Source organism: Deltaproteobacteria bacterium (genome assembly GCA_011773515.1).
Taxonomy (GTDB): Bacteria; Desulfobacterota; Deferrimicrobia; order J040; family J040; genus WVXK01.
In genome coordinates this window covers 1-2424 of record WVXK01000045.1, presented here as the reverse complement: position 1 = coordinate 2424, position 2424 = coordinate 1, and the positions used below count along the sequence as shown (strand labels likewise).

4 protein-coding genes are annotated in these 2424 nt (G+C 59.6%); all 4 read left to right on the top strand.

The window, feature by feature from the left end; genetic code table 11:
* A partial coding sequence (locus GTN70_04325) for a DUF3179 domain-containing protein (GenBank protein NIO16214.1) occupies nucleotides 1–207 on the top strand: 207 nt, incomplete at its 5' end.
* Nucleotides 208–228: 21 nt separating this feature from the next.
* Nucleotides 229–465, top strand: a complete 237-nt coding sequence (locus tag GTN70_04320) for a DUF3179 domain-containing protein (GenBank protein ID NIO16213.1) — start codon at nucleotides 229–231, stop codon at nucleotides 463–465.
* Between the two features lie 131 nt (nucleotides 466–596).
* Nucleotides 597–1778, top strand: a complete 1182-nt coding sequence (locus GTN70_04315; protein ID NIO16212.1) for a metallophosphoesterase — start codon at nucleotides 597–599, stop codon at nucleotides 1776–1778.
* A gap of 177 nt (nucleotides 1779–1955) precedes the next feature.
* A complete protein-coding gene (locus GTN70_04310; GenBank protein NIO16211.1) occupies nucleotides 1956–2408 on the top strand; it encodes a YbhB/YbcL family Raf kinase inhibitor-like protein in 453 nt (150 codons plus the stop codon).
* The last annotated feature ends 16 nt before the right edge of the window (nucleotides 2409–2424 follow it).

Sequence of the window (2424 nt, the reverse complement as noted above, 5' to 3'; positions counted from 1 at the left end):
GGGTTTCAGTACGGCATCGGGAAAAACGCCTTCACGCCCCTCGATGACTCGCACCTTACCGAGGGAGACGGGAATATCCCCGGCTACATGCGCGTCATCGGCGTCGGTGACGGCGAGTCGGCGAAAGCCTATTCGGTGGGGCGCCTGAGCCGCCACGAGATCGCAAACAGCGAGCTGGGCAAAGGGAAGGTTGCGGTGGCCTACTGACCCCTCGTCGACCTGGCGGCTGTGTACAGCCGCGAAATAGACGGCCGGGTGCTTACCCTGGTCCCCTCCGGGTGGACCTACCGCAGCACCTTCGTCCTCTATGACAGGGAGACGGAGACCCTCTGGTATCCATACAAAAAGGGGCTCATGGGGATCCAGGGGAAGTATTTCAAGCGCTGGCTGCCGGAGGTGACTTCAAGGGATACGACCTGGGGAAGGTGGTACGAGGAGCATCCCGAATCCAGGGTGCTCTGGTAGGGCCCCTTACTGGGGGATGGGTTCGCATCCAGCAAATCGGGAAACGCCGGGCGGCATTTTGCAGTATGATAGNNGATCGGGATTGAGCAGATGATACTTCTTGCATATGGCGTTCCCAGACGGGAGTCGGCATGAGCCTCTTTCTCCTCACCTTCTTTCTCGTCTACGGAGGCGTACACGTCTACAGTTTCCTGCGGGCCAGGCCTGCCTTCCCCCTTTCGCCCCTGTCGACGATTCTCGTTTCGCTGTTCATGCTTCTCATGGTTGCCGCCCCCGTTTTCGTGCGCATTGCCGAGAGAGCCGGTCACGGGGGGCTCGCCCGGGTCATCGGCTACATCGGGTACACCTGGATGGGGCTTTTGTTCCTCTACTTTTCCGCGTCACTGGTGGTAGACCTCTACCGGGTCGCCCTTTTCCTTGCCGGGAAAGTTTCGGGCCACTCCCTCGGGAGTATTTCCCCGGGGCCGCGCGCTGCCTTTCTTCTCCCCCTCATCTTTTCCCTGGGCGTGGGGATCTACGGATACTTCGAGGGAAAGAACATACGGGTCGAGCGGGTAACGATAGCAACCGACAGGATTCCCAAAGATATCGGCACCGTGAGGGTTGTGCAGATCTCCGACCTCCACCTGGGGCTTCTGGAGAGAGAGAAGAGGCTCAGGCAGGTCATGAGCATCGTAAAGGAGGAGGCCCCAGACCTCTTCGTGGCAACGGGGGATCTCGTGGACGGCCAGATGTACGATATCGGGGAGCTGGCGGACTTCTTCAATGACATCCAGCCCCGGTACGGGAAATTTGCCGTGACGGGGAATCACGAGTTCTACGCCGGCGTCTCCCAGTCCATCGGCTTCATGGAAAAAGCCGGTTTCCGGGTTCTCCGGGGCGAGGCGCACAACAACCCCGGAGACGTTATCATCGCCGGCGTCGACGACCCCGCGGGAGGCCGCCTTGGCGAGAACAGAGGGGCAGCCGAGCACGAGCTTCTCTCCGGTCTTCCCCGGGACAGGTTCACGCTGCTGCTCAAGCACAGGCCTCTTATCGACGAGAGGTCTCTCGGGCTTTTCGATCTGCAGCTCTCGGGGCACACACACAAGGGGCAGATCTTTCCCTTCAACTTCCTCTCGAGGATCTACTACCCGCGCAATGCGGGTTTTTTCAACGAGGAGAATGGCTCCCTGCTCTACGTCAGCCGTGGGACGGGCACGTGGGGGCCGCCGATTCGCTTTCTCTCGCCCCCCGAGGTAACGGTTATAGAGCTGGTATACGATGACGGTGCGGGTCGAAACGCCAAATCCCCTTCCCCGGAAAATCCCTAGGATAGTGTCTTTCCCGCTGGGGCCGAACCGGTTTATGTAGTACTATCGTATATATGCAACGACAGGTGGAAAGGTAAACCGGTGCACAGAAGGATGATAGACGCATGTTTTTGCGCAACGGGGTTCATTCTTGCCGTCATTCTCGCGGCGGGCTTCCCGATTATGGAGGTAGAAGCGATGGGCGAACTTACGATATCGAGCACGGCGTTTTCCCACATGGGCATGATACCGGAGCAGTACACCTGTGACGGGGAGGATGTGAACCCGCCACTTGTCTTCGATAACGTGCCCGAAGGGACGAAATCTTTTGCCCTGATCATGGATGACCCCGATGCACCCGTCGGCCTCTGGGTCCACTGGGTGGTGTGGAACATTTCGGGGGCAGCTGCAGGGATAGAGCAAAACACCGTGCCACCCGGGGCGCTTCAGGGGAAAAACAGCTGGGGAAGAAGCGATTACGGGGGACCCTGCCCGCCTTCGGGGACCCACCGCTATTTCTTCAAGCTCTATGCCCTCGATTCCCCGCTTCAGCTTGCAGCAGGTGCGACGAAAGAGCAGCTCGAAAAGGCCATGGCAGGGCACGTTCTCGGGAAAGCTGAAACCGTAGGCCTGTACCGCCGGGGCAGGTAGCCTGAATCGCCGCACC

Bases quoted from the DNA above. Each gene is read 5' to 3' on its own strand.
- GTN70_04315 (NIO16212.1), top strand. From the start codon at position 597: ATGAGCCTCTTTCTCCTCACCTTCTTTCTCGTCTACGGAGGCGTACAC.
- GTN70_04310 (NIO16211.1), top strand. From the start codon at position 1,956: ATGGGCGAACTTACGATATCGAGCACGGCGTTTTCCCACATGGGCATG.